24 protein-coding genes are annotated in these 26116 nt (G+C 45.3%); 14 read left to right on the plus strand and 10 right to left on the minus strand.

Annotated elements, in window-relative coordinates; genetic code table 11:
- Window positions 1-2 precede the first annotated feature (2 nt).
- The 3 genes from NIASO_RS16330 to tsaB form a co-directional block, all read right to left on the minus strand.
- Window positions 3-647 (minus strand): rhodanese-like domain-containing protein, encoded by a 645-nt coding sequence (locus NIASO_RS16330; protein WP_008587702.1) that lies wholly within the window; start codon window positions 645-647, stop codon window positions 3-5.
- Window positions 648-739: 92 nt separating this feature from the next.
- The gene (locus NIASO_RS16335; RefSeq protein WP_157547255.1) at window positions 740-1111 is read right to left on the minus strand and encodes an ArsR/SmtB family transcription factor; all 372 of its coding nucleotides are present in this window, start codon (window positions 1109-1111) and stop codon (window positions 740-742) included.
- Between the two features lie 70 nt (window positions 1112-1181).
- Window positions 1182-1844: a tRNA (adenosine(37)-N6)-threonylcarbamoyltransferase complex dimerization subunit type 1 TsaB gene (tsaB, locus tag NIASO_RS16340; RefSeq protein WP_008587705.1), complete on the minus strand. Its 663-nt coding sequence runs from the start codon at window positions 1842-1844 to the stop codon at window positions 1182-1184.
- A 76-nt stretch (window positions 1845-1920) separates the two neighbouring features.
- On the opposite strand from tsaB, the gene NIASO_RS16345 reads away from it, so the two are divergent.
- From NIASO_RS16345 to gltX, 6 genes are all read left to right on the plus strand, one after another.
- Window positions 1921-2301, plus strand: coding sequence for a RidA family protein (locus NIASO_RS16345; RefSeq protein WP_008587707.1), 381 nt, complete (start codon window positions 1921-1923; stop codon window positions 2299-2301).
- A gap of 165 nt (window positions 2302-2466) precedes the next feature.
- Complete coding sequence (locus NIASO_RS16350; RefSeq protein WP_025299072.1) at window positions 2467-4311, plus strand: 2-oxoacid:acceptor oxidoreductase subunit alpha; 1845 nt, start codon at window positions 2467-2469, stop codon at window positions 4309-4311.
- Between the two features lie 84 nt (window positions 4312-4395).
- Window positions 4396-5853 (plus strand): patatin-like phospholipase family protein, encoded by a 1458-nt coding sequence (locus NIASO_RS16355; protein WP_008587710.1) that lies wholly within the window; start codon window positions 4396-4398, stop codon window positions 5851-5853.
- A 79-nt stretch (window positions 5854-5932) separates the two neighbouring features.
- The gene (locus NIASO_RS16360) at window positions 5933-6562 is read left to right on the plus strand and encodes an endonuclease III domain-containing protein (RefSeq protein WP_008587712.1); all 630 of its coding nucleotides are present in this window, start codon (window positions 5933-5935) and stop codon (window positions 6560-6562) included.
- A gap of 102 nt (window positions 6563-6664) precedes the next feature.
- On the plus strand, window positions 6665-9544 hold the full coding sequence (locus NIASO_RS16365) for a prolyl oligopeptidase family serine peptidase (protein WP_008587714.1): 2880 nt from the start codon (window positions 6665-6667) through the stop codon (window positions 9542-9544).
- A 93-nt stretch (window positions 9545-9637) separates the two neighbouring features.
- Entirely contained in the window at window positions 9638-11164 is a 1527-nt protein-coding gene (gltX, locus tag NIASO_RS16370) for a glutamate--tRNA ligase (protein ID WP_008587715.1), read from the plus strand.
- A 289-nt stretch (window positions 11165-11453) separates the two neighbouring features.
- Here gltX and NIASO_RS16375 read toward each other — a convergent pair whose 3' ends face one another.
- Window positions 11454-13268 (minus strand): ABC transporter ATP-binding protein, encoded by a 1815-nt coding sequence (locus NIASO_RS16375; protein WP_008587718.1) that lies wholly within the window; start codon window positions 13266-13268, stop codon window positions 11454-11456.
- A gap of 57 nt (window positions 13269-13325) precedes the next feature.
- Here NIASO_RS16375 and rbfA point away from each other — a divergent pair, with 57 nt between their 5' ends.
- Window positions 13326-13706 carry a 30S ribosome-binding factor RbfA gene (gene rbfA, locus NIASO_RS16380; protein WP_008587720.1) on the plus strand — a complete coding sequence of 127 codons (381 nt, stop codon included), beginning with the start codon at window positions 13326-13328 and terminating at the stop codon, window positions 13704-13706.
- A gap of 90 nt (window positions 13707-13796) precedes the next feature.
- Window positions 13797-15020, plus strand: a complete 1224-nt coding sequence (locus NIASO_RS16385) for an FtsX-like permease family protein (protein WP_008587722.1) — start codon at window positions 13797-13799, stop codon at window positions 15018-15020.
- A gap of 39 nt (window positions 15021-15059) precedes the next feature.
- Here the strand turns inward: NIASO_RS16385 and NIASO_RS16390 are convergent, their stop codons facing one another.
- Window positions 15060-15896 (minus strand): transketolase, encoded by an 837-nt coding sequence (locus tag NIASO_RS16390; protein WP_008587724.1) that lies wholly within the window; start codon window positions 15894-15896, stop codon window positions 15060-15062.
- A gap of 165 nt (window positions 15897-16061) precedes the next feature.
- Here NIASO_RS16390 and NIASO_RS16395 point away from each other — a divergent pair, with 165 nt between their 5' ends.
- From NIASO_RS16395 to NIASO_RS16415, 5 genes are all read left to right on the plus strand, one after another.
- Window positions 16062-17219 (plus strand): glycosyltransferase family 4 protein, encoded by a 1158-nt coding sequence (locus NIASO_RS16395; protein WP_008587725.1) that lies wholly within the window; start codon window positions 16062-16064, stop codon window positions 17217-17219.
- An 84-nt stretch (window positions 17220-17303) separates the two neighbouring features.
- Window positions 17304-17867: a ribosome recycling factor gene (gene frr, locus NIASO_RS16400; RefSeq protein ID WP_008587727.1), complete on the plus strand. Its 564-nt coding sequence runs from the start codon at window positions 17304-17306 to the stop codon at window positions 17865-17867.
- A 95-nt stretch (window positions 17868-17962) separates the two neighbouring features.
- On the plus strand, window positions 17963-18379 hold the full coding sequence (gene mscL / locus NIASO_RS16405) for a large conductance mechanosensitive channel protein MscL (protein WP_316929396.1): 417 nt from the start codon (window positions 17963-17965) through the stop codon (window positions 18377-18379).
- Between the two features lie 106 nt (window positions 18380-18485).
- Entirely contained in the window at window positions 18486-19274 is a 789-nt protein-coding gene (locus tag NIASO_RS16410; RefSeq protein ID WP_008587731.1) for a segregation and condensation protein A, read from the plus strand.
- An 18-nt stretch (window positions 19275-19292) separates the two neighbouring features.
- Window positions 19293-19709 carry an OsmC family peroxiredoxin gene (locus NIASO_RS16415; RefSeq protein ID WP_008587732.1) on the plus strand — a complete coding sequence of 139 codons (417 nt, stop codon included), beginning with the start codon at window positions 19293-19295 and terminating at the stop codon, window positions 19707-19709.
- A gap of 26 nt (window positions 19710-19735) precedes the next feature.
- On the opposite strand, the gene NIASO_RS16420 is transcribed toward NIASO_RS16415, so the two are convergent.
- The 4 genes from NIASO_RS16420 to NIASO_RS16430 are packed head-to-tail and all read right to left on the minus strand — an operon-like array spanning window position 19736 to window position 23683.
- Window positions 19736-20797, minus strand: a complete 1062-nt coding sequence (locus NIASO_RS16420; protein ID WP_008587735.1) for a patatin-like phospholipase family protein — start codon at window positions 20795-20797, stop codon at window positions 19736-19738.
- A 3-nt stretch (window positions 20798-20800) separates the two neighbouring features.
- A complete protein-coding gene (locus NIASO_RS16425; protein WP_008587737.1) occupies window positions 20801-21334 on the minus strand; it encodes a hypothetical protein in 534 nt (177 codons plus the stop codon).
- Between the two features lie 19 nt (window positions 21335-21353).
- Window positions 21354-21512: a hypothetical protein gene (locus NIASO_RS20240; RefSeq protein WP_008587739.1), complete on the minus strand. Its 159-nt coding sequence runs from the start codon at window positions 21510-21512 to the stop codon at window positions 21354-21356.
- Between the two features lie 29 nt (window positions 21513-21541).
- Window positions 21542-23683 carry a helix-turn-helix domain-containing protein gene (locus tag NIASO_RS16430; RefSeq protein WP_008587741.1) on the minus strand — a complete coding sequence of 714 codons (2142 nt, stop codon included), beginning with the start codon at window positions 23681-23683 and terminating at the stop codon, window positions 21542-21544.
- 67 nt (window positions 23684-23750) lie between these two features.
- Here NIASO_RS16430 and NIASO_RS16435 point away from each other — a divergent pair, with 67 nt between their 5' ends.
- Window positions 23751-24830 carry an AI-2E family transporter gene (locus NIASO_RS16435; protein ID WP_008587743.1) on the plus strand — a complete coding sequence of 360 codons (1080 nt, stop codon included), beginning with the start codon at window positions 23751-23753 and terminating at the stop codon, window positions 24828-24830.
- Between the two features lie 91 nt (window positions 24831-24921).
- Here the strand turns inward: NIASO_RS16435 and NIASO_RS16440 are convergent, their stop codons facing one another.
- Complete coding sequence (locus NIASO_RS16440) at window positions 24922-26115, minus strand: FtsX-like permease family protein (protein WP_008587745.1); 1194 nt, start codon at window positions 26113-26115, stop codon at window positions 24922-24924.
- Window position 26116: the final 1 nt, after the last annotated feature.

The raw sequence follows: 26116 nt of genomic DNA on the forward strand, positions 1-26116 counted from the left end.
GACTAATTGAGCATTCCCGGTTCCTTTACGATCTGGGCCCTGGGCTCTTCCTTTATTTTTTTCCATCCGCCTGCAACATTGCGCAGGTTGTGGATGCCCTGCCGTTTCAGAACGGAAGCAGCAATAACGCTCCGGGTACCGCCCCCGCAATGCAGGTACAGGTTGTCGTGCTCTTCAATTGCCGCAATGCGCAGCGGATCAGTAAGGTTGTTTAGCGGCAGGTTCACCGCATCTTTCAGATGGCCTTCTGCAAACTCTATGGGCTTGCGCACATCCATCACTACCAGGTGTTCGTCAAAAGGAATATCCATCATCAGTTCGTCCGTTTCAACATCGATGATCATATCAACGGGCGCCCCTGAATTTTTGTAGCTTTCAAATCCTCCCTCAAGCCATCCCGCAACCGTAAACCCTGACGCACCAAGCAGTTGAGCTGCCGCCGTTTCATCTCCGGGCTCGCTCACTAACAAAACAGGTTCCGTATTATCCAGCACCGCAGTGACCCATTCGGTAAATTGTTTAGCTTTCAGCGGAACATGAATACTACCAGGGATGAAGCCTTCTTTAAATAATGCCGTGTCACGCACATCCACAATAACTGCATTTTCCGAAGTGCTCAGAAAAGCGCTCAGATCAAAACCATTCATAATTCATTCAATTTTGAAACAAAGGTACGCGTAAAACGGGCATAACTCAGACCGGTGAAATGAAGGCGCTAGCAAAATAAATAAAAACGGGATCAGGCAAGTAGCTCTGAAACAAACTGGTTAAGTTCAGTCATGCGGCCGGTGTTCACGGTATAATAAATAAATTTGCCATCACGCTCCGTATTCACAAATTCTGCCTTTCGTAAAATAGCAAGGTGCTGCGAAGCCACGGATTGTTCAATACGCAATTTTACGTAGATTTCAGTAACAGTAATCTTATCATGCGTGTCGATCAGCTTCAAGATCTGTTGTCTTAGTTTGTGATTAAATGCTCGAAGGATAAGGGCGGCTTTTTTCACGCTGAGGGTATCAACCGTAATATGGCTGCTTTCCTCTTTTTTTGGGGCAAAGGAAATCTGATAATTACTCATCGTACGAATTGAATAGATTTTTTTGAATAGCATACAAAGGTATACATCCGTTTAAATTTTTTGCAAATAAATGCCGTTAAAATCGTATATTATTTTCTTTAATCTAAATTTTGTTAAAATATACTGGTTTTATATAAAAGGGCTCCACGTAGGAAAGATCATCAAAAGCGCTCTGAGTATAACATTTAAACGATAAAGCTGCCATATCCGAAGCATCATAAATTGTACTACTAAATATTGCGTTAGAGGACGTTATAATCGTTTCCAGTTTTGATATTGCATTTCCGGTAAAGAGAACAGTATGTTCATGCAATATAGCTGCAAAACGGCTCTCCTCTGCAATCATCGCTTCGGGGGGCATAATAATTGTTAAATCTTTTTTATATAAAGCAGTATAAATTTCCATTCTTCGGGCATCGATAACAGGGCAAATAAGGTCGGGGGCTTCATTTTTAACGGCATTTGCCATTATCGTTAATGTATTTAAACAAATAAGAGGTTTTTTTAATGCAAAACATAATCCTTTGGCTGTTGACAGCCCTATCCGCAAGCCGGTGTAAGACCCCGGCCCGTTACTCACCGCAATGGCGTCCAGGTCGGCCAGGGAAAAATTATTCGAGGCGAAAAGTGTTTTAATGGCATTATTGATCCAGGTGGCGTGGGTTTGGAGTATTCTGTTTTCAGCTTGCGCAATAATTATTTCGTTATCAGCAATACATAAAGACGCGCCTTCTACGGCTGTATCAATATTTAAAATCAGGGCCATGGCACAAAAGTAATGCAAACCGCATTTGGTACATACCTTCCGATCCAACTATATTCGTGCAATAAAAGAATCGCTCATGGAAAAAAGAATCGTTGAAACGCAAAATGCGCCTGCTCCCATAGGGCCTTATAACCAGGCGGTTTTTGCCGGGGATACCCTGTATATATCGGGCCAGATCGCCATCGACCCCGCCACAGGGGAATTAAACAAGGATAGTCTGGAGGAGGAAACCCACCAATGTATGCGCAACCTGGAGGCGATCCTGGAAGCTGCCGGACTTGGTTTCGCTAATGTGATCAAATCCACCATCTTTATTACAGATATGAATCAGTTCGGAGTGATCAACGGCGTTTACGGTCAATATTTTACGGGTGATTTCCCCGCGCGCGAAACCGTACAGGTGGCAGCATTGCCCAAGTTTGTAAATGTGGAAATCAGCATGATCGCCGTACGGTGAGTAGTGATCAGTTTTCAGTAGTCAGTATTCAGAACCGATCACTGAATACTAAAAACTGACAAACTAAAAACTAAGTGTTGATAACTAATAACTTACAACTGATGACTTAAAACTGACGGCTGATTGCTGCCGGCGTTGTACCTTTGCATCCCAATAATTTTTGATATGGTTCGAAATCAGGAGGTGCTACAGGAGGTAGTCATCAAATTTGCAGGAGACAGTGGCGATGGGATGCAGTTAACAGGATCGCAATTCACTAATAATACCGCCTTATTAGGCAATGATCTTTCAACCTTTCCGGATTTTCCGGCGGAAATACGGGCCCCGCAGGGTACTTTACCAGGTGTGAGCGGTTTTCAGTTGCGTTTTTCTTCCGACAGTATTTATACGCCCGGCGATAATTACGATGTGCTGGTAGCCATGAACGCGGCAGCATTAAAGGCCAACCTGGGCCGGTTGAAAAAGGGGGGTAAGATCATTGTAAACACTGATGGCTTTGATGCCAAGAACCTGCGCCTGGCAAATTATCCAGAGGGAGAGAATCCTATTGCAGATGACAGCCTTCAGAATTATGAGGTCATAAAGATGGATGTTACCAAAATGACCCGCGAAGCGCTGAAGGAATTTACCATGGGCACCAAGGAAAAAGACCGGGCAAAGAATATGTTTGTGCTGGGCTTTTTATACTGGCTGTACGACCGGGATATGGAAAATACTGTCGATTTTCTTACGGAGAAATTTGGAAAACGCGCCGATATCCTGGAGAGCAACCTGAAAGTGCTGAAAGCGGGGTACAATTTTGGCGAAACCACTGAAGCCTTCTCCACAACCTATAAAGTTGAAAAAGCACGGATGAAGCCGGGAACCTATCGTTCCATTACGGGGAACCAGGCGCTGACATTGGGGTTGGTAGCCGCTGCTCAAAAAAGCGGGTTGCCTATGTTCCTGGGGTCTTACCCTATTACCCCTGCATCCGATATTTTGCATGAACTGAGCCGGCACAAGAACTTTGGCGTGCGCACCTACCAGGCGGAGGATGAAATTGCCGCTATCACGGCTGCTATTGGCGCCTCTTATGGCGGCTCACTGGGGGTAACCACCACTTCGGGGCCGGGGATGGCTTTGAAAACGGAAGCCATGGGACTGGCAGTAATGCTGGAACTGCCGTTGGTTATTATTGATGTACAGCGCGGGGGGCCTTCCACCGGGCTGCCCACAAAAACGGAACAATCCGACCTGTTGCAGGCCTATTATGGGCGCAACGGGGAGTGCCCGATGCCGGTGATCGCCGCATCCTCTCCTGCGGATTGCTTTGATGCGGTTTATGAAGCGGTAAAGATCAGTTTACAACATATGGTGCCGGTTATTTTCCTGAGCGATGGCTATATCGCGAACGGAGCGGAGCCCTGGCGGTTTCCCAACACGGCTTCTTTGCACCCTATTCATGTACAGTTTAAAACAGAACTGGGGCATCATGAAGATAAATTTCAGCCCTATGAGCGGGATGAAAACCAGGTACGCCCCTGGGTAGTGCCCGGGACAAAAGGGTTGGAGCATCGCATTGGCGGTATTGAAAAACAAAACATAACGGGGAATATCAGCTACGACCCGGCGAACCACCAGTTGATGGTAAAGATCCGCCAGGAAAAAGTAGATAAGATCGCAGAATTTATTCCCGAACAAAAAATAGACACCGGGAAACCCGAAGGAGATGTATTGGTGCTGGGCTGGGGGTCTACCTATGGAGTAATTAAATCGGCGGTACTGGAACTGCAGGCGCAGGGAAAAGCGGTGAGTCATGCGCATCTGCGGCACTTACGGCCCTTTCCCAAAAACCTGGGGGAAATGCTGCGCCGGTTTAAGACTGTGTTAATCCCAGAGATCAATAACGGCCAGTTAATCAAAATTATCCGCGACCAGTTTTTGGTGGATGCAAAAGGCTACCATAAAATAATGGGCGTGCCCATCACCAAACAGGAGCTGGTGGAGGAGATTGAAAATTATTTGTAGGTGGAGGGCCTGTTGGGTTTTTTAAACCGCGCAGGTCTTTATCCACAATCGGCTACCTTTATGCTACCCTTTTAAATCCGTAGCATGAGCACGCCTAAAAAATTAACTACCAATGATTTTATTAACAGCCCGGCGGTAATACAAAACCTGCGGCAGTTGACTGACGCTTTTGGTGAAGGCGGCCGCAACCTTATTATTTCAGATGTATTAGACCAGGCGGGCCATCAATACGTTAATCTTGTTCAAAAGGGCGGCGGCGTTTTGGGTATTGCGCTTATCGGCTACACCTATACCCTGGAACAGATGGGTATTCGCTTCTTACGTTTGGCAGGAACCAGCGCCGGAGCCATCAATACGGCCATGCTGGCCATCGTTGGTGAAAAGGAAGAGGCTAAATCGATAAAAGTGCTGGAAGCAGTTGCTGATCTGGAGCTGCCGGAACTTTTAGACGGCCATCCGGTGGCGCGGTGGCTGACCAAACAGTTTATCGCAACAAAGGGGTTTCTGAATAAGCTCAAAGCCGTGTGGCTGGGCGTATGTATTTTTTATACGTTGCTGCTGGTTACTACTTTTATCTGCCTCTGGCTGCTGCCCCACAATCAGCCGATGGTAGAGGTTACCCAAACCCTGGTGGTCGTATTGCTGGTTGCCACGGGCTTTTTGGGCGCTTTCGTATACTATATAACCCGGTTATTAAAGCGGCTTAAATCCAGCGGCTATGGAATTAACCCGGGTACTTTTTTTTACGATTGGATCAAATCCCTGATGCAGCAAAACGGAGTGGATTCAATCGATGACCTGGTCAAAAAAGCAACGCAACCGGTTCCGGGGCTGCATCTGCGGACAAATAACCCCAGGGGAATTGTACAACTGGAGCCTGATGTTACGTTTATAGCCTCAGAACTGATTACCGAAAATAAGATCGAATTTCCCCGGATGTGCAACCTTTTCCGGCCACCGGGTCGATTGAATGAATTGCATCCCGCGGGGCTCGTGCGCGCCTCTATGTCGATACCCCTGCTTTTTGAATCTTATTTTATTTATGGGATACCGCAAAATGATCCAACCATACAAAAAGCATGGCTGGATGCTTTTGGCGAAACAATACCTCCGGTGGAAGCCCGCTTTGTTGATGGAGGCATTCTTTCGAATTTTCCGATCAGCATATTTTATAACCCCGCAATAGAAGTGCCTCGGCTCCCGGTGTTTGGAATCGATCTGAACGATACGGCGCCCAGCGATAAAAGTAAACAAGCTGCTTCCTGGACCTTTGCAGGATATCTCTTCAGGATATTTAATACGGCCAGAAATTATTACGATAAAGACTTTCAGTTAAAAAATAAAGTGTATTCAAAAGGTATCGGTACCATACTGCTCCCGGAATTCAACTGGCTGGATTTTTTCTTAACGGATACGGAAAAACAGGCCCTCTTTGAAAAGGGAGTGGAAGCCGCCACCCTGTTTTTGTTGCAATTTGATTGGGAGGGCTACAAAAAAGACCGCAGCTTTATGCGCGTGGCCCTAAAAGAGGATAAAAAATAGGCACAGCGCACGTTCCGGCCCGGTTCGGGTTTTTCAAAAATTAATTGAAAGGTTGTAACTTCAGGGTAAAAATTACACCATGAGCACTTCTGTTAACTGGTCAAAGGCGATACAGCCTCTTTTAAAGAAGTATAAAACAACAAAACACCCATTAGAGTATAAAAATACCTACCAGCTTCTTGTAATGGTGGTGTTATCGGCCCAGGATTCGGACCGGCATATTAACCAGATCGCTCCTGATTTTTTTAGGGCATTTCCAACTATGGCGGCGCTTTCCAAAGCAACTGAAGCGGCTATCGAGGAGCAGATCAGTGACGTGCGTAATTTTGGCAACAAAGCCAAATGGCTTTCCGGAATTGCAAAAACCATAAAAAAAGACGCAGATATACCTTTAGATCTTGCATCGCTGACCGCGTTAAAAGGCATCGGCAGAAAATCAGCCAATGTTATCCTGCGCGAAAGCGGCAGGCCGCCGGAGGGGATTATTGTGGACCTGCATGTGGTGCGGGTGGCGCCGCGCCTCGGTATCGCAACAGGGACGGATGCCAACAAAATTGAAAAACAGATGATGGAAGCGTTGCCTCAAAAAGACTGGGATGCAGGCATGGCGCTCTCCTTCCTGGGAAGAGAGATCTGCAGGCCCACCCATCCAAAATGCACGGAATGCGTTATGAATGCGGTATGTGAATTCTATAACGGTAACGGATAAACTTTTATTTTCGCGTGCTACATTCGCTGCGGCGGATTATCTGTCAACGATTGCCTGCCCGCAGGAGCGGACAGGTGTTGACTAAAACAATAAAACCAACGAATGAAAAAATTGATGTTATCCGCTTTAGCCGGGTTATTGTTCTTTTGCGCAATGGCCCAGAAAAAACCATTGGATCATACTGTTTACGATGGGTGGCAATCAGTTGGGAAAATAGCCCTGAGTAAAAATGGTCAGTGGGTTGTTTACAATATCAATGCGCAGGAAGGGGATGATGTGTTGGTGATACAATCAGCTAACAATTCTTACAAGAAAATAATTCCACGTGGATATGAGGCAGCCATTACCGGCGATAGCAGGTCGGTTGTTTTTAAAATAAAAGCACCTTTGAAAGCGATCCGCCAGGCAAAGATCAAAAAGAAAAAACCGGAGGACATGCCCAAAGATTCGCTGGGGTTACTGGTATTGGGAAAAGATCAGGTGCTGAAGTTTTCCGAATTGGTCTCCTATAAAATGCCGGAGGAAACAAATGAATGGGTAGCCGTATTGGTAAAAAATCCGCAGCCTTCCAGGCAATTATATAAATCTGATAAAAGTAAGGATAGCCTGCGGCAGATCATCGATTCCCTGCAATACCTCGTTACTACATTAAAGCCATCCAAAGGGGAAGGCGGAAAAGACAGTGTGGCCAACCAGGGGCGCAATAATCAATTAATACTGATCAACACTGCGGACGGATCGCAACGTACCTTTAGTAACGTAAGTGATTATGTGTTTAATAAAAAGGGATCTGATTTATTACTGGCACAAACCCTTAACCTGGCAGATACCGCCGGAACCGCCCGGCTAGTGCGTTATGGCATAAACACAAAACGATCGGATACCTTGCTGCGCGGAGGAAATGATTTCAGAAGCCTGACGCTCTCTGATGACGGCACCCGCGCTGCCTTTGTTGCCGAACGCGATGCGAAACCAAAAGCGTTAAGAAAGTTCTATAAGCTATGGTACTTCAAACAGGGGATGGATAGTGCACAGATATTAGTAGATACGCTTACAAAAAATTTCCCGAAAGGAAGCACGGTGAGCGGGTTTGGTAAGATCAGCTTCAGCAAATCAGGGAATCGGGTGCTGTTCGGAACAACCAACATACAACCGGTAAAAGATACCACATTGGCAGATATTGATAAAGTGAATGTAGATGTATGGAATTATAAAGACGATTACCTGCAGCCCTACCAATTGGAAAATCAAAAGCGGGATCTTGAAAAAAGTTATTTGGCGGTGTACGATTTTGACCGGAACAAAATGACCCAGATCGGCAGTAAATATTTACCAACTGTTTATGAGGCCACCGAAAGTGATGGTAACTATTTTGTTGCGGTTACAGATACCGGGCGGCGCGTGGAATCCCAATGGATGGGCAATACCCGTAAGGATATTTATAAAATTGCAATACCCGATGGCAAATATATTCCCATCATCCAAAATCTCGACGGGGATATAAATGCGTCCTGGTTATCGCCTGCCGGCGATTATATTCTTTGGTATGACAACCGCGAAAAGAATTATTTTATTTCTGACGGAAAGGCTGCGCGCAATCTTACCAGTGCCATCAAAATTCCTCTATATAATGAGGAGAATGATGTGCCGGACGCCCCGTCGCCCTATGGCATTATGGGTTGGGAAAAAGGTGGCCGGCATGTGCTGATCTATGACCGCTATGATATCTGGCGGGTGGATCTTACCGGGAAGACATCCCCTGAAAATGTCACAAAAAATGGAAGGAAAAATAAGACAACCTACCGGTATGTACAAACCGATAAGGAAGAGAAATACATCGACCTGGAAAAAATGAATCTGTTGAATGTATTTGACAATCGCAGCAAAAAAAGCGGGCTCACCATTCTGCTGAATCATAAACGGGACGATCATTTCTTTGTACCACAACGATTCAGTGAGCAGGCCTGCTACTTTGATCAGCCTGCCAAGGCAAAAGACGCACCGGTATTCGTTTATACCCGGGAAAGCTATACGCAATCACCGGATGTATACGCTTACCAGAATGAGAAAGAGCAAAAATTATCGGCCACTAATCCGCAACAGGCTGAATATAATTGGGGCACCGCATCCTTGTATTATTGGAAAACATTTTCCGGGAAACCGGCAACAGGTATTTTATATAAGCCGGAAAATTTTGACAGCACCAAAAAGTACCCGGTTATCTTGTATTTCTATGAAAAGCTTTCGGACAATTTGTATCGTTACGTACCCCCCGCACCCACACCCAGCCGGCTCAATATTTCATTTTTTGTAAGCCGGGGTTATATCGTAATGACGCCTGATATTTCCTATACCGTTGGGCACCCTGCAAGAAGCGCCTATGATTATATCGTAAGCGGTGCGAAAGATCTTACCAAACATTCATGGGTCGATGCCAAACATATGGGCATCCAGGGGCAAAGCTGGGGCGGTATTCAAGTGGCACAACTGGTTACGATGACACCTATGTTTGCAGCGGCCTGGGCCGGAGCGCCGGTAGCCAATATGACGAGTGCCTATGGCGGTATACGTTGGAAGGGCGGCATCAACCGGCAGTTCCAATATGAAAAAACGCAAAGCCGTATTGGAGCCACATTATGGCAAAAGCCCGATCTGTATATCGAAAATTCTCCTTTGTTTCACCTGCCCAAAGTAACGACTCCGCTAGTGATCATGGCTAATGATAACGACGGTGCCGTGCCCTGGTACCAGGGAATAGAATTATTTACCGGAATGCGGCGCCTGGGTAAAAAAGCATGGATGTTGAACTACAATGGGGAAGAGCATAACCTGGTGCAGCGGAAAAACAGGAAAGATATTTCTATCCGCGAACAACAGTTCTTTGATTGGCTGCTGAAAGGTGCAAAACCTGCAAAATGGCTCACTGAAGGCGTGCCCGCTGTTGAAAAGGGCATTGATTGGGGATTGGAACAGGAAAAGTAAAGCTATTGATGCTTGATACTCGATACTGGATGCTCGAGGCCATCCAGAAACCAGAGACCAGCATCCAAAAACTTTAAATTACCTTTGCCGGCTATGACAACGGATAAAAAAGTAAGAGTGCGTTTTGCACCTTCGCCTACCGGCGGACTGCATTTGGGCGGTGTAAGAACAGTATTATATAATTATTTATTTGCGCGCCAACACGGCGGTGCGTTTATTTTAAGAATTGAGGACACCGACCAGACCCGTTTTGTACCGGGCGCCGAGGAATATATATTTCAATGTTTGGAATGGGTGGGATTGGTGCCGGATGAAAGTGTGCAACAGGGCGGCGCTTATGGTCCGTACCGGCAGAGTGAGCGCAAAGAGCTTTATCGAAAATATGCAGAGCAACTGGTTGAAAACGGACAGGCGTATTATGCTTTTGACACACCAGAAGAATTGGAGCAAATGCGCAGGGATTATAAAACAGACCAAAATCCTTCTCCGCAGTATGATCACCAGGTGCGGGGTAAAATGCGTAATTCACTAACGTTGTTAAAAGACGAAGTGGAACAGTTGTTAAAAGACAATATTCGTCATGTCATTCGTATTAAAATGCCCGAAAATGAAACCGTAGGGTTTACAGATATGATCCGGGGCGCCGTTAATTTCAACACCTCGCTGGTGGATGATAAAGTATTGCTGAAAGCGGATGGCATGCCCACCTACCACCTGGCTGTGGTAGTGGATGACTACCTGATGAAAATTTCACACGCATTTCGAGGAGAAGAATGGCTGCCCAGTGCACCGGTGCATATTTTATTATGGAAGTATTTATTTGGTATCGAGAATATGCCGCAATGGGCCCACTTCCCGCTGATACTGGGCCCCGCGGGCAAACTGAGCAAGCGGGATGGCGCTAAATACGGCTTCCCGGTGTTTGCTATGAACTGGGCTGATCCCAAGACCGGCGAATTAACAGAAGGATTTAAAGAAAAAGGATTTCTGCCGGAGGCTTTTATTAACCTGCTGGCGGTATTGGGCTGGAATGACGGTACGGAGCAGGAATTGTTCACGTTAGAAGCGCTCATTCAAAAATTCTCTATGGACCGGGTGCACAGCGCCGGGGCAAAGTTTGATTATGAAAAAGCCAAATGGTTTAACCATGAATGGATAAAGAAACTGGACCCCAAAGAGCTTACAAAAAGGGTAAAGACGGTATTAGCTGCAAACGGTTTACCGGTATCAGATGACCACCAACTTCAGCAGATCATTGAATTGGTTAAGGACCGTGCCACCCTGCTTACGGATTTCTATGATCAGGTATCTTATTTCTTTAAAACGCCCGAAACGATTGACCTGGCTGCGATTCAGCCCAAATGGAATGAGGCCAAAAAGCTTTTTTTTAACGAGGTGATCCGTAATTATGAATTGTCCGGGTTTTGGGATGCGCAAACATTGGAAAATAATTTTAAAGAAATCGCAGCGGCCAACCAGATCAAACCGGGAGAAGTAATGCTGCCCCTACGCATTATGCTGGTAGGCGGCAAATTCGGCCCCCATGTATTTGATATTGCCGCCATCCTGGGCAAGGACGAAACCATCCGGCGGATGCAGCATACGCTGGGGCTACTTTAATAAGCAGAAAATAAAAAACAGGAAATTACAAATCAATGCTGTTTCCTTAAGAGAATCTGAAAATATCGTTGGGGGTAATCCATAAAGGGGCCCCGTATAAAATATTTTAGGGCTGTAGGCTCCGATGCTTTCTACCTCGATTAAAAACATCAAAAAGAACGAACACTAAATGTTACTAAAGTAATGCCCTCTATATTTTTTACTCAATATTCCTTATTCTACATTCCCTGGAATCCCGTGCTTAAGGAAACGATATTGAATAAGGAATAAGAAATTACAAATCAGTAATTTATTTCACTTCTTGCATGTCCACAAGCTTTTTATAAAAGCCGTTCTGTTCGATCAGGCTGCTGTGGGTGCCTCTTTCAACGATCCGTCCCTTTTGCAGCACAATGATCTCATCTGCATTGCGGATCGTGCTCAGGCGGTGTGCAATCACGATGCTGGTGCGGTTTTGCATCATTTTATTAATGGCGTCCTGCACCAGGCGCTCACTTTCCGTGTCCAGGGAAGAAGTGGCTTCATCCAGGATAAGGATCGGGGGGTTTTTCAAAACTGCCCGTGCAATGGTCAGCCGCTGGCGCTCTCCGCCGCTCAGCTTGCTGCCCCGGTCGCCGATATTGGTATCATATTGCGCTTCCTTCTGCATAATAAAATCATGCGCGTTTGCAATTTTAGCAGCCTGTTCTATTTCCGCTTTAGCGGCGCTGGTATGCCCCAGGGCGATGTTATTGGCAATAGAATCATTGAATAGGATTGGCTCCTGCGTTACGATGCTCATTAATTCTCTTACCGAATGCAGCGAATAATCTTTGATATTAATGCCGTCTATTAAAACTTCACCACTGGTAACGTCATGAAAACGCGGCACCAGGTCGGCCAGGGTTGACTTTCCTGCACCGGAAGATCCCACCAGGGCAACCGTCTGTCCTTTTTTGATGGTCAGATCAATATTGCTCAGAATCACCTGCTCATTATAAGCAAACCCCACATTCCGGAATTCGATCTGCTGCTCAAAATGTTCCAGTTTTTTCCCATTCGGATTTTCATCTACTGTTACCGGCGTGTTCAGCACTTCTTCGATTCTTGTAATCGCGGCGGCTCCTTTATTGAGATTGCTAAAAGAAGTGGATAACGTTTTTACAGGGTTGATCAGGTTGTAAAACATCGCCAGGTAAGCGAAAAATGCCGGGGCACCCAGGTCAATATTATTAGACAGGATCAGCCGTCCTCCAAACCATAAAATCCCAACAAATACCATTACGCCTAAAAATTCAGACATCGGCGACGCCATATCCCGGCGCCGGCTGATGCGGTTTTTGGCGTCCATCAGTTCATCATTCACCTGGTCAAAACGTCCCCTTAATACATTTTCGACATTAAAGGCCTTAATAACCCGTAAACCATTCAGGGTTTCGTCCAAAATCGATAAGGATTCGCCTTGTTTTATGGCCGCTTCATTCGATTGCCTTTTTAAGGCCCTTGAAATGCGTCCCAGTATAAAACCGATAACGGGGATACAGACCAGGATTGCACCCGTAAGCAACGGGCTGATGACAAAAAGCGCCACCAGCGTCAGGATAATATTTAAAGGATCCTTGATCCAGCCTTCCAAAACACCGATCACCGAGCCTTCCACCTCATTTACATCATTGGTAACCCGGCTGATAAGATCGCCCTTGCGCTGTTCGGTAAAATAGCCGATGGGCAATAGCAGTATTTTATTGTAGATATCTTCTCTGAAATTATTAACAATCTTATTTTTTATGGGATTCAGCACATAAGAAGAAAGATACAGGAACAGGTTTTTCAGGAAAATAGCGAAAACCAGTACAATGCAGATCACACCCAGCAATTGAACAGGGGTGAAATGGGCACCGTTGATCAGTGTAATAAAGTGTTCCTTTATGCCCGCAAGGCGGTCGGTACTGCCATTGGCGGCAGGCGCCGATTTGTTCCCGTTAAAAATGATATCAAAAAAAGGCTGCAGTAACCCAAAGCTGAAAAGTGCAAAAACGATAGAGAGAATGGTAAATAAAAAATAAAGCAGTACGCCGCCGGTATAGGGTCGTAAATAATGTAAAACCCTCGAATATTTCTTCATTCTATTAGTTTAAACCCGCAAAGTAACTAATTTTACAGTGAATAGAAACAACAGATCATGGAGGAAAGTAAACGGCAAAAACAGGTAGCGGCGCTGCTGAATGAAGAAATAAACAGCATTTTTCAGAAGCTTGGGTTGAATATGCTCGATGGGGGAATGGTTTCCGTTTCCGGTGTAAAGGTAACACCCGACCTGCTGGAAGCCCGTTTTTACCTGAGTTTTTTCCAGGTAAAGGACGCGGCGGCCGCCTTGAAGCGAATAGAAGACCGGCATCATGAAATAAAAAAAGAGCTGGCGGCATCCGTACGACATCAGTTACGCAACATTCCGGTGCTTAAATTTTATAGCGATGACACACTGGATCATGTCTTTAAAATGGAAGCCCTGTTTAAAAAAATAGAAGAAGAACGGAAAAAAAACGGAGAGGCGGAGCAGTAGGCAGTTATTAGCTTTAAGGTATCAGTTGTCAGTCATCAGGACTCGGGAATCCAGAATCGAGTATCAAGTATCCAGCATAAAAATTAATCATTGCAATTCTTATTCGCCTGGCGTTATTTCAGAGCAAAAAAATCCACTAATGTAATTAATGTCATTGCATGGATTTGCATCGTGGCTATTATGATAGGCACGGCTGCGCTGATTTTGGTGCTGAGCGTTTTTAATGGATTTGAAGGCCTGGTCAAATCACTTTACTCTTCTTTTTATTCCGATATAAAAGTAACACCGGCTACCGGAAAGGTCTTAACGCTCAATAACGAACAATTGCAGCAATTGAGAGGAGTTCCCGGGGTAAAGAGTTTTTCATTAGTGGTGGAGGAGAAAGCGCTCATTCGCAACGGCGATAATCAGGCCCTGGTGACCCTGAAAGGTGCCGATAGCCGGTTTACCTCTGTAAATGATATTGCCGGCCATATAATAAGTGGTCGGTTTGATTTAGGAACAACGGACCGGCCGCTGCTAGTAGTTGGTACGGGAGTGGAAAGCGCTCTGGCGGTGCGAAGGACCCCGGAAGCAGCGCCGATGACGATCTACATTCCCCGGCGTGGTGAAACCGAGGCGCTTGATGAAGCATCAAATATCAGCAGCGATACGATCCGCAGTTCAGGAGTGTTTTTTATTCAGCAGGATTTTGACACTAAATATGCCCTTACCAATATTGATTTTTTAAAGAACGCAGCAGGTCTGCAGGCAAATGAATATTCAGGGATTGAGATTGCCGTCACCAACCCATCTTACACCCCAACGGTACAGCGATCGTTGCAACAATTATTTGGACGGGGGTATAGCGTTCAGAACCGGTACCAGCAGAATCAAAGTTTGTATTCTATTATGAACCTGGAGCGCTGGGTGTTCTACGCCATTTTAAGTTTAATATTAGTTGTGGCGGCCTTCAATATGGTAGGTGCTTTAACCATGCTGGTACTGGAAAAGCAAAAAGATATCAGCGTCTTGAACGCATTGGGAGCGGATCGCAATTTTGTTCTTAAAATATTTCTAAATGAGGGATTTCTTTTGGCGCTTATTGGTGGGGGTATCGGGATGGTGTTTGCGCTGATCATGGTGGTATTGCAACAACAGTTTCACCTCATTCCATTGCAGGGAGGCTCTTTCCTGATTGATTATTTCCCCGTGGAATTAAAGATCCGCGACTTCCTGTTGGTAGCGCTTACGGTGTTTATTATTGCATTTATTGCCTCCTGGATGCCAGCCCGGAAGGCTTCGCGCAGGGAGTTTTCGCTAAAAAGCGAATAAACCTATGAGGTTTCTAAAACCTCATAGGTTTACTTATTCTTAATAATCACCCAAGGTTTCGGGTAATTCCGTCAATGCTTTTGCTAATTGTTCATCATTAGGAGCAATGCCATGCCAGCCGTGGTCATTTTCCATAAAGTCAACGCCTTTGCCCATAATGGTATGCATCATAATCGCAATAGGCTTACCTTTCCCTGTCAGTGATTTGGCTTTTTCAATGGTTGCTATTACCTCATCCATATCATTGCCGTTCATTTCCAGCACTTCCCAGCCAAAAGCCCTGAATTTATCGTCCAGGTTGCCCATATTTAACACCTTGTCTGTAGGACCGTCGATCTGCTGGCCGTTCCAGTCAACCGTGGAAATAAGATTATCTACCTTATGGGCAGCGGCAAACATAATAGCTTCCCAGTTCTGTCCTTCATTCAATTCGCCATCTCCGTGCAGGGAGTACACTAGGTAGGGGTCTTTATTTAATTTTTTGCTTAGTGCCGCACCAATCGCCACGCTCATGCCCTGTCCCAGGGAACCACTGGCTACGCGCACGCCGGGAAGGTGCTCGTGCGTAGTAGGGTGCCCCTGCAGGCGGCTGTTGATCTTCCTGAATGTTGAAAGTTCTTTAATATCAAAATACCCAACGCGGGCTAAAACCGAATAGAATACCGGGGAAATATGTCCGTTTGACAAGAAGAAAAGATCCTCATTTATTCCATCCATGCTAAAGGGAGATGGAGTAATCCTCATTTCTTTAAAGTACAGGGCCGTCAAAAAATCGGCACAACCTAAAGATCCTCCGGGGTGACCGCTGTTGGCTCCATGAACCATTCTGACAATATCTCTTCTTACCTGGGAGGCTATTTCCTGTAACGTGGCCATAAATTGAATAAATTTAGAGAACAAAAGTGCGGTTTTTTTTTGAAAAACCTGCCTGGCATTACTGATTTCTGCAATAAAGATTTTTTTGCTGATTTTAGATTCTGGTTTGAAAAAATTGCTATCTTGTATAGAAATCTTACTTTTGCCTTCTATAAACCTGATCGAATGCTGGAAATTCTGTTAACAGCTATAGTAGCCTTTATAGTTGCGTTTCTCGCGATCCCCGTTGTTATCCTCATCGCTGACAAGAAAAAACTATTTGATATGCCCGATGAACGCAAGTTGCATACGCATGCGATTGCCTCTCTGGGAGGGGTAGGCGTTTTTCTGGGATTTTTATTTGCCGGCCTGCTTTGTATCAATCTATCCCAAAGCCCCGAGATCCGGTATTTTTACGCAGCGGCGGTTATTACCTTTTTTATCGGGCTAAAGGATGACATCATTGCACTGTCGGCAACAAAGAAATTCCTGGCCCAGATTCTTGCTGCAGCCATTATCGTGCATTTGGGCGGAATAGAGATCCAAAGCCTTCATGGTTTTGCCGGAGTGGAGCAGGTCCCTTCGACTATTGGTGTTCCCCTAACCTATTTTGTGATCATTCTTGTGATCAATGCTTATAACCTTATTGATGGCATTGATGGGCTTTCAGGAAGCCTGGGGTTGATGGCATCCCTGCTTTTCGGAACCTATTTTTACTTAGCCAATATGTACCCTTATGCAGCTTTTTCTTTTTCTCTTTCGGCTGCGCTGATCAGCTTTTTGATCTTTAACTATCATCCCGCAAAGATTTTCATGGGAGATTCGGGTTCATTACTGGTCGGAATGATAGTGGCTGTTTTGGTATTGAAATTTATTAATGTGGCCAGCCAGCCGGATGCGCTGTTGCCCATTCCCTCGGCTGTAGCCGTGGGTATTTCCATATTAATTGTTCCATTGGTGGATACTATAAGGGTGTTTAGTAACCGTATCATTAGGGGACGTTCCCCTTTTTCTCCAGATAGGAACCATGTACATCACCTGCTATTGGACCGCGGGCTTACGCATTCGCGGGTAACGCTTATATGTGTTAGTGCAAATATTGTGCTGCTGCTGGCTACTTATTTTACAAGAGCATTAGGGAATACCGTTCTTATTTTAACCATGTTTGGAACCTCCTTTACAGCATTGGCTGTTCTTTACTATACGCTGCCAAAACGGAAACTGGTTATACACCGCAGGTATATTGTGAACCAGGCGCGGGAATTGGAGCGGCAGTCGCAGTCTACACATTCCAGGGTGATAAGTATTCAGACCAAGGAATCCGTTCAGGAGCAGGTGCATTAAAATCCTATTCTCTCCTGTCATTATTTGTTTATCCGTTGTTTCGTTTGCATTTATTAGATTTGCAACCTTTAAATGATTGATTTTATGCAGGAACAAGTTAGTAAGTTAATTGGAGCTACGGAAGAGGGTATGAAAAAAGCACTTACCCATTTAGAATCGGAATTAGGTAAAATTCGTGCCGGTAAAGCCACCCCCCAAATATTAGACGGAATTTCAGTTGATTATTACGGTTCCCCCATGCCTGTAAACCAGGTTGGTAACATTACGGTTCTGGACGCCAGAACGATCAATATTCAGCCCTGGGAAAAAAACATGCTGCAACCTATAGAAAGAGCGATCATAGCGGCAAACATCGGGATCAACCCGCAGAACGACGGCGTTAATATCCGTTTATTCCTGCCCCCGCTTACCGAGGAAAGAAGGAGGGAATTGGTAAAAAGAACCCAGGGGGAAGGCGAAAATTCAAAAATTGTGATCAGGGGCGCCCGCAGGGACGTGATAGAAGGCATTAAAAAATTACAAAAAGAAGGGCTGAGTGAAGACGGCGCCAAAGATGCGGAAACGATAGCCCAGCAGCTTACAGACAAATATATTGCCATTGTTGATAAGCACCTGGCAGCAAAAGAAAAGGAAATAATGGCCATTTAGATGTGGCTTATTTGTTTACTTTTAGCAGGAAAACGGTTGAATTAAATCTGTACCCGAATCATATTTATAAAACTTAAAAAATCTACCACATGGGAATGCTAAAAGAATTTAAAGAATTTGCAATAAAAGGCAATGCTGTCGACCTGGCTGTCGGTGTGATCATCGGCGGAGCCTTTGGCAAAATTGTTACCAGTATTATTGATGACCTGATTATGCCTGTTGTGGGCGCCATCATCGGCAAACCGGACTTCAGCAGTTTGTACGTTGTTCTGAAAGGTAATGTACCTGCCGGTACCAAGCTGGAAGAAGCCCGGAAGATTGCAGACACTTCTATTTTTGCTTATGGTAACTTCATCACCATTGCGATCAACTTCCTGTTGCTGGCGCTGGTAATTTTCTGGATGGTAAAAGCGATGAATAAAATGAAGAAAGATGCGCCGCCACCACCGCCTGCCGAGCCTTCTTCAACAGACAAACTTTTGATCGAAATAAGGGACGCGCTGAAAAAATAATAAAAATCTGCCCAAATTATTCACAAAGCGCCTCATTTCAGTGAGGCGCTTTTTAGTGTCCACACCATATTTGTTACATTTGTAGCACGGGAGAATAAGAATTGAAATGAGCACTACCTACCAGATAAAGCTTTCGCAGTTTGAAGGTCCGTTTGACCTGTTGCTGTTTTTTATTGAACGGGATGAATTGGATATCTATAATATCCCGATCACGCAAATCACCAATGACTTCCTGAGTTATATTAAAGAGCAGGAATTCCTGAATATTGAGCTTTCCAGCGAATTTATCCTTTTTGTTTCCACGCTGATGCGGATCAAAGCAAAAATGCTGATCCCCCGCAAAGAAGTGGATGCACTGGGAAATGAAATTGACCCCAGGGAAGAGTTGGTAAATAAGATACTCGAATACAAACGTTTTAAAGAAGCTTCGGCGGAAATGGCAGAAATGGAGGCGATGCGGATGCTGATGGTGAAACGGGGGAATATCCAGAAAGAGTTGTCGGAAATAGGCGAAGAGGCCGGGGAAGGAACCGAAATTCACGCCATCACGATGTTCAAACTGATGAAGGCGTTTGAAAAAGCCATGCAGCGCTATTCGGACCGGGTGAACAAGCCGGTGCATACTGTTGTGCGGTATCACTATTCCATGGAAAATAGCCGTGAGCAGGTGATGGAAGAAGCCGGCCGGTCAAAAACGCTTTCTTTTGAAAAGCTTTTTGACGTTGCCGAAACAAAAGTGCACGCCATCTTTTTGTTTCTTTCTGTTTTAGAACTGGTGCAGCAGAGTTTTTTGCGAATTATGATCGGGGAGGGGAAAAATAATTTTATCCTGGAATATATTGAGCCCGAAGACAGGGAGGAGTCGATGACGGCAATTGAACCTACATTTTCATAATTATAAAAAAATAAATTTATGAAGCGTTTTGCAACAGCGAACTGGCAGGGGACCGGAAAAGAGGGGGGTGGTAAAACCTCCACACAGTCCGGCGTTCTTACGGATATTAATTATTCATACAAGACAAGATTTGAAGACGGCAACCCCGGTACAAACCCGGAAGAGTTAGTGGCGGCGGCACATGCCGGATGCTTCACTATGAAATTGAGCTTTGTGTTGAACGAAGCCGGGTTCACTGCAACAAATATCAATACCAAATGCACGATCACACTGGAGAACGGCGCGATCACTGAAAGCCATTTGGAGGTGAACGCCACCATCCCCGGGATCAGCAATGAGCAATTTGAAACCGCGGTAAAGGATGCCGAAGCCAATTGTCCGATCAGCAAATTGCTCAACACAAAAATTTCAACAGACGCGCAATTGACGGCTTAGAACAGGCGTACTCTTCTGATGATTTCTCAGGCAGGCACTAATTGGGGTTTGCCAATCGCCCAATCCACCTCTCCAGGTTTTAATGCGGCTACATAAGCAGCGGCAGTTGTTTGCCCTGTTACCAGCATTTGCCTCATCGCGTCAGGATCAAATTCCAACCCGCCGGGCCCACCGCCCAACGGTTGATCGGGTTGTATAATATGCCATTTTATTGCCGCCCGGTTGATCAGGTTTGCATAAGCAGGATTCTGGTTGCTAAAATACTGGTCGATGGTATGTGCAGGTACACCCGCCCTAAGCATATTTTGCCGCGTGTCATTTATATAGTTGATGAAATTTATGAGCTGTCTGGGTCCGTACAAATCGTTGGCGCTGACATCTGTAATGAAAATATCAATCGTTTGCATCAAAATAGGAACAAGATCGCTGAACTGGTTAGTAGCAGGCGCCTCATTTTTAGCAGCCAATAAAATAGTAAATAATTCGGTAGCCCCGGTGTCCAGCGCAATGCCGACCCCGGCGTATTCGCGTACGCCACCGTCAACAAACTGGTAACCGGGATTAACCGCGAGGTTTTCGTTTACATGGATGGGCGGCATAAATACCGGTTGACTTGCAGAGGCCATGATGGCCTTCCGGAAGTGATCGGCATTCTGAATTTTTTGCACGGTATAATAGCTGCCTGGTGCGGGATCGGGATCGGTGGTGAACACTACCAGCTCCCCCGATTGCAAACAGGTGGAGGTCAGATAAATTTTTTTTCCGGCCTTTATAAGCGCAGCATAAAAATCATCCGTAAAGATCTGTTTTACATTTGCTCCCAAACCGTTTGCGGTAAAAAGCGAGGACTGCTTCACCCGGGCGCCGATATCGTAATGTTCGATCAGGTCGTCCGTATTAAAAGTGGTATATAAACGCTCCAGCACATCCAGTTGCTGCATAGCGGCAAGTGGCGCAATCAGGGAACCGGTACTGGTGCCTACAACGGTATCAAAATTTAATTGATAGGTGGTTATAAGGTCTTTTATAACTCCCACGGCAAAAGCGCCCTTGGAACCGCCGCCGCTGATGATTAATGCCTTGTTCATAGTTTAATTGAATTCGTTTACGATTTTTTTTCTGAAATTGAGCTGATACCCGATGAAAGACCGGAACCACCAGTTATTCAAATGATAATCTCTTTGCACGGTGGCGCCTACCTGGATCTTTTGCAGCAATTCAATACCGATACCGCCGCCGGCCATTTGCTGATGGTTGGTGCCCCAATTGGCCTCGGCAATAAGATGAATATTAGCCAGGCTTCCGTAATTTTTCGTTTTGATGTCGGTAAGTTTCAGGGTTGCCATCGGGCCAAACAAACCTGATAAATGTTTGTCGTTGTATATCAGACCCGCATTGGCGCCCAGGCGTAGTACATCCGGCACAATGGTTATCTGTGGATTTGCCGTAAGACCGCCTGTATACAGGTCGGGCGTGTAAGATTTTAAACCCGAGGTGAACCCATTGTCCAGTTTTATAAGAAGAATCCCTCCTTTGGTAAACTCTGTTACCTGTTTGTGCTGTGCATTTGTGCAGAGAGTTATTATAGTTAAAAGGGCAAGGAGGACCGTTGTTTTAAAAGGCATTACCGATGTTTTGATAAAGTTAAGGCATCGCGGCAGCAGTTCCCATACCTATTTTGAGGGAGGGGTTAGTGGTGACCAGGGAGTAAGCTTCGCCAGAAAAGATTCCCGTAAAATGCACCGTATTGCGCGGATTCAACGCCGGTATTTCTGCGTCAACCGGCAATAGCTGCGGGAGCATTTACTGTGTTATGTATGTTTGGGATGAGACTATTTTTTTCCTGTAATTCCTTGTTGCCTCTTTTTATCAAAATAAGCGAAATGATTGATCAGCAACCGCAGTTCATGAAATTCAAAAGCCGGCAATGCTGCTTTGGCGTCGGTAAGGGAAGCCCATTGGCCCGCGGCAAAATGGCTGCTAAAAGTATCGATCTGCTCCCGCGAAAAGAGCTTTTCCATATCCATGATACCAGTGGTGGCTATTTTGGCAAAATGGCCATAGATGGTGCTTTCAGCCAGGTTGCGCAGCGCAGCAATTTCCGTTACTGTTTTACCTTCTTCCAGTAACTCGTAACTTATCAGATGGGAGGGTTTCTTTACCACCGCCGTCTCAATTACAGTGTCCTCTCTGCCCGTAAGCAGCGTCTGATCTAAAAAACGGATGGTTTTAAGATTGCCCAGGTATTCCTGCAATTCATCAAATAAAGCTTTGGCAGCCGCATTATAGGTTTTTAACCCTTTTACGCTTTTTGTAATGGAATAATGATCTTTTAAAGGAATGAATAGTTGCTGATGCACCTGTTCAAAAAAATAATTAACGGCGCCGCGGCTTTTTTCAGTGATCCGTTCCCATTTATCCGGCGCATTGCTTTTTGACTGCTTTGCAACAAATACTTCGAATTTTGTAAAAACAGTTTCGAGCTGATTGCCCGCGCGCTGAATTTGTTCGCTTGCGGTAACAAAATCTTCCTGGTCAGCGGTATAACTTTCCATACCCGCATTGATCCATTGCTCTATTGCGGTATGCAGGGAGGCAATACCAAGCGCCCGTAATAGTTTGCTTACGGCAAAATCATTTTTTTCAGCTTCGTAAATGGCTTCAATTTTTTCGGAAGCATTTGTTGTGGTATGAAAATCTGCAATACGGGTGTCTTTAAAAATGGCCGTGGTTTTGATGGCGGATTTTAGCACAATGCCCTCCAATGTCCGGCACCGGCTTAAGGCCACATATACCTGCCCATTGGTAAAGGATTGGCCGGCGTCGATAATGACCCGGTCAAAAGTAAGCCCCTGGCTTTTGTGAATGGTAACCGCCCAGGCGAGCCGCAGGGGAAACTGTTCGTAGCGGCCAACAACATCTTCCTTTATTTCTTTTTTATCATCCAGGTAGTATTTCTTGTTTTCCCAGACTTCCCGCGCTACGGTTATTTCTGTGGCACCATCATCGGGTAATACAGTGATCTTATCTTCTTCCACCTTCAATACTTTGGCGAGGCGGCCGTTAAAATATTTTTTTTCTTCCGAAGCATCGTTTCTTATAAACATTACCTGCGCGCCGTGTTTCAGCAATAGTTCCGGGTCGTTGGGATACAGATGTTCCTTAAACTCACCGGTAATAATGGCCTTACAATGCCGCCCTTTTTCAGGCAATGCTTTTAATCGCTTTGCGTTAATAGTATCAGCCATATAATTATGTGATACCAGGTATATATAAGCCTCTTTGGGCTCAAATTCCGGAAGGCAGCGGTTGTTCAGGAGCTTAAAGTCGATCTGCTCCGTTTCGCCGTCGCGGATAGCGTTCAACAGGCTAATAAACTGCGGATCACTTTGCCGGTAAATCGTTTGCAGCTCCACGGTAATAAAAGGAGCCGATTGCAGCGCTTTTGAATCGAAAAAATAGGGAGAAGCATAATAACGGTTCAGCAACCCTTCTGAACTTTGTTTTACTACCGGCGGTAGTTGATACAGGTCACCGATCAGCAGTAATTGAACACCCCCGAAAGGCAGCGAGGAGCGCCGGGCTGCTTTTAAAGCCAGGTCGATCATATCCAGCACATCGGCCCGCAGCATGGACACCTCGTCAATGATCAGGATCTCCAGGGCCCGTAATAATTTCAGCTTTTCTTTCCGGTATTTAAAATGCGGAATTAATTGTGGAATATTTATTGCTTCATTACGATCGATGGGTTCAATAGTGGGAACAAATGTGGTCAGGGGTAAACCGAACAGGGAGTGCAGGGTAACACCACCCGCATTAATGGCTGCAATGCCCGTGGGCGCTGCAACGATATATTTTTTCGTTGTTTTTTTTGTAAATTCATTGAGAAAAGTAGTTTTTCCTGTACCGGCCTTCCCGGTCAGATAAACACTTCGCTGCGTGAACTCTATGATATTGTAAATTTTACCCGTCAAACTGGTTTGTTTTCCGAAAGGATTAGCAAGACAAATATAGTTATTTTTAGGATTATAAATGAGGGTTATGAATGTTAAGAAAATCGATGACAATATACTCCGGCAACTGATACTGATTTTACTGATCGGTTTGATCGGCTTTCTGATCTTTTTTAACCTGCGGTATTTTACTCCGGGCATTTTAGGCGCGATCACGCTTTATATTCTTTTTCGCAAAACCTATTTCCGTCTTACCGAAGAAAGAAAATGGAGAAGGCCGCTGGCCAGTATTTTCCTTATGCTTCTGACGCTTATAATCGTGGCATTACCCTTGTGGCTGATCATTGAAGTGATGATTCCGCAAATCAGCGGATTGCTGGCGAATAAACAAGTAATCATCGAAAAATATAATGCTATAAAAGACTTCCTGGCTACCAAACCCATCCTGAACCGCATCAATCTTTCGGACGATGCAGTATTAGGTGCGCTTAGCAAAGTGACGGCCTATTTTCCGGGATTGCTCAATTCTGTTGCCGAAATCGTTGTGAATATTTTTACGGCCTTATTTATCCTGTATTTTATGCAGGTAAATGCGCGCGGCATGGAGCGACGGGTACGTTTATTTGTCCCTTTCAGTGATGAAAATACCCAAACCCTTTGGGAGGAAACAAAGATGATGGTACGCTCTAATGCCCTGGGGATACCCGTTCTGGCGCTGTGCCAGGGATTGGTTGCCGTGATCGGCTACTGGGTCTTTGGGGTAAATGATTTCGTGATGTGGGGACTGATAACCGGTGCAGCTTCTATGATGCCGGCCGTGGGAACGATGATCGTTTGGGTGCCCATCTGCATTGTACAATTTGCGACCGGTCACACAGCCAACGGGATTTGGCTTACCTTATATTGCCTGGTCGTTGTAGGGGGAATCGATAATGTATTGCGCTTTACAATTCTTAAAAAAATAGGAAATATTCATCCGCTGATAACCGTTTTTGGGGTGATCCTTGGCCTGAAATTATTTGGTATAATGGGGCTGATCTTTGGGCCGCTGTTCATCAGTTATTTTATACTGCTGATACAGGTGTACCGTATTGAGTTTGGGAAAAAAAGCGAAGTAGCAATGGTGAAAGAAGAAGTAGCTAAACCCAAAGAGGAGACAAACGGATAGAAATTTCCGCAGGGTAGCGCAGATTGGTTTATTCTGCCAAAAATCTGCGGGCCATCCAGGAAATACAATCCTGGCGCAACATCCATCGCGCTCAAGCCAATTTGTACAAGAGGTTTCTTACCATCCGGGCATTGGTGCCCATCGCCAGGAGAACTAATAACACGGCTAAGGCCAACACGACCCAATTTAAAGGGGTTGACAGTTCCGGGCGGTTATAAAGCACAAATTCGTGAAACGCCCATTGAACTAACTGCGTAAGCAGAAGGGCCATTGTTACAATAATGATATAAACGGGAATAAACTGCCGGGATACATTTTTGCCCAGCCACCTGGGTGAATAGCCCAATGTTAACAGTAGCTGCAGGCTTTCCCGGCTGCGCGCGATCACCAGTTGCAGATAAAAAGAAAACAACAGTAACGCCAACACTACCACCAGCAGACCAAAAACACCCAGTGCGCTAAAGATGCCCTGTAATACTATTTTGTTTCTCCCCAATAAGGTTTTGTCTTTGTTGACAACATAATGCTTTGCATCAAGATACCGGACCAGTTGCGGGTCATTGACGTCTTTTAATTTTAAGAACAAACGGCTTGCCTGTTCCCTGTTCCCGGTGCTGAAGGTTTTATTGGCCCATTGCAGGAAGTTTTTCGGCACCAGCACGGAGTTTACCCGGTCGCTGAACGCAACGATCCTGCCGGTAAAGTTCACCGCATTATCCCTGCCGTAACAGGTAATAACAACGGGCATCCCCATGGCCGATTCTTTCGAAAGCTGCGGCAACCCCTGGCCGGGGGCGAAAATATTATAGATCTCAAAAAAGTCGGACGACAAAATGATCGGGATATTGCGTTCCCCTTCCTGCCATTTAAAACTGGGCGGCAGCGTATCAATAAAATCGTTATCCAGAGCTTCCAGGAAGAGGTCAGTGCTGAAGGGCACTACATTGCCCGCGCTTAATTGTATGCGGAAATCGTTGGCCAGCAAAGGCGATACGCCCGCGATGAAGGGCTGCTTTTTTACCTCCTCAATATCCGACAACTGAAAAAGATTCTTTTCCGGCTGCCCCATGGTTTCGTTGGTAATGTTTTTCGTAATGGATACAAAATCAAATCCATCCTTGCGGATGCTTCCTTTTTTTAGTAATTGTTGTATGTTGATGAACATTTGTACCGAGCAAAGCAACAGCAATACGCCGATGCCTAACCCGATATACGAAAACCAACGGGAGGTCGTATTGGTGCCCGTCTGTAACAAAGGTCTTATGGGCTTAAAAGATACGGCCACA

The organism is Niabella soli DSM 19437 (assembly GCF_000243115.2).
Taxonomy (GTDB): Bacteria; Bacteroidota; Bacteroidia; order Chitinophagales; family Chitinophagaceae; genus Niabella; species Niabella soli.